We start from the raw sequence: 1,237 nt of genomic DNA on the forward strand, positions 1-1,237 counted from the left end.
GACCAGGGCCATGTCGCGCCGGTCCTCGAACTCGACACCCTCGCAGGCTTTGACGAGCGCCTTCTGTTGCTCGACGCTCAGGACGTCGACCGGCGTCTCGGGAACGTGTGGAGGCTTGACGTGCTCCATGGGGTCGCTGTCGATCTCGCCCTCGGCGTGGGCCCATCGAAAGAACCGCCGCAGGGCCCGGTATCGGTTGCTTGCGGTCGCGGGCTTGTGGATCTCGAGCAGGCGGGCGATGAAGTCCCGGACCTGCGCGGCCTCGATCTCGCTCACCTTGGTTGACCGGCCATCGGTTTCCAGGAAGGCTGAGAGCTGTGAGATGGCTTCACCGTAGGTTTCGACCGTGCGAGGAGAGCGATTTTCGGCCAAAAGGACGCGACGGAAGGACTGACCGAGCGCGTCGAGGCTCCCGAAGTCGTCCAAGGTGTAGCCCAAGTTATCCGGTCGCTAAGCGCTGTGCAAGACTCTTGACGAGCCACCTATCCGGTTATAGCGTCAGCGCTAGTGCTGTGACCTGCACAAACGTTCTAACAGTCGGGGCGGGCGGATTCGAACCGCCGACCTCCTGCTCCCAAAGCAGGCGCCCTGCCAAGCTGGGCCACGCCCCGATCGGCCAATCCTCGCACGAGCACAAGTGCAACGGGCGCGCCGGTCGACCTTTCGTCCAGCCAACGAAACAGGCCCCCGGTTCACCGGGGGCCTTGTGACTCGTGGGACTCGGATCCCAGACTTACCGCCTCAGTTAGCGAAAGCGCAGTTCACGTACGCCTTGACGTTGCCTTGACCGCTTGGGTGAGTGGTCGCCGTGTTGTCGAATCGGACGACCCAACGATCGCCACTCCATACGCCATTGCTCTGCGTCAGGTTGCCGGGACCTGATTCGTTAATGAGGGTGTTGCTTCCGTCAGCCCCATCAGCGCTGGCTGCGTGCCCCCCACCGATTGCGACTTTGCCCTCGGGGCAGATGGCTGCGACTTGACCGGAAGCGGTACCCGGAACGCGGATTTCGGTAGCGATGGTCTCGAGGCCGGAAACACCGGCAGCTCCGGGCTCTCCCTGCTCACCTGGGTCGCCCTGCGGCCCCATCTCGCCGGGCGGGCCAACTGGCCCCTCAGGGCCTATCGGACCCTGAGGACCCTCGGGGCCTGCCTGGTTGAGCTTCCCTACCACGCCGTCGCTCAAGTCGGCTTCCCTGACAGTTCCATCCTTGATGTGCCTGGACAGCACCGAGTCG

General features: G+C 64.2%; 2 protein-coding genes and 1 tRNA gene. All 3 read right to left on the bottom strand.

Annotated elements, in window-relative coordinates; genetic code table 11:
* The coding region (locus tag GEV06_28535; protein ID MPZ21799.1) for an integrase at nt 1-438 on the bottom strand (438 nt) is incomplete at its 3' end.
* A gap of 99 nt (nt 439-537) precedes the next feature.
* Nucleotides 538-611, bottom strand: a tRNA-Pro gene (locus GEV06_28540).
* A 134-nt stretch (nt 612-745) separates the two neighbouring features.
* Nucleotides 746-883, bottom strand: coding sequence for a hypothetical protein (locus tag GEV06_28545; protein MPZ21800.1), 138 nt, complete (start codon nt 881-883; stop codon nt 746-748).
* Nucleotides 884-1,237 lie beyond the last annotated feature (354 nt).

The sequence above is a fragment of the Luteitalea sp. genome (assembly GCA_009377605.1).
In the GTDB taxonomy this organism is placed as follows: Bacteria; Acidobacteriota; Vicinamibacteria; order Vicinamibacterales; family Vicinamibacteraceae; genus WHTT01.